Origin of the sequence: Halorubrum sp. SP9, assembly GCF_005435015.1 — an archaeon.
Lineage (GTDB): Archaea > Halobacteriota > Halobacteria > Halobacteriales > Haloferacaceae > Halorubrum > Halorubrum sodomense.
This window is the reverse complement of sequence record NZ_SGXU01000679.1, coordinates 1-246: the sequence shown is the minus strand read 5'-3', so window position 1 is coordinate 246 and position 246 is coordinate 1. Positions and strand designations below refer to the sequence as shown.

1 protein-coding gene is annotated in these 246 nt (G+C 66.3%); it reads right to left on the bottom strand.

The window, feature by feature from the left end; genetic code table 11:
• The coding region (locus EXE45_RS18975) for a PQQ-binding-like beta-propeller repeat protein (RefSeq protein WP_158294368.1) at positions 1 to 246 on the bottom strand (246 nt) is incomplete at both ends.

Here is a 246-nt window from a genome sequence, read left to right as displayed (position 1 = left end):
AACCGTCACGTATGCGATGCCGTCGCGAATCGCCGGCGTCGACGACCCGTCGTGACCGACCTCCGTCGACCACTGTACCTCGCCGGTCGCGAGATTGAGACGAAACAAGGTCCCCGAGAAAGAGACGTACACCCGATTGCCCACGACGACCGGCTGCGAGTGGTCGTACCGGAACGGCGTCCGCCGCCAGAACACGTCGATGTCGTCTGTCGGTCCCGCATCCTCGCGGCGTCCGACGTGCGCCGG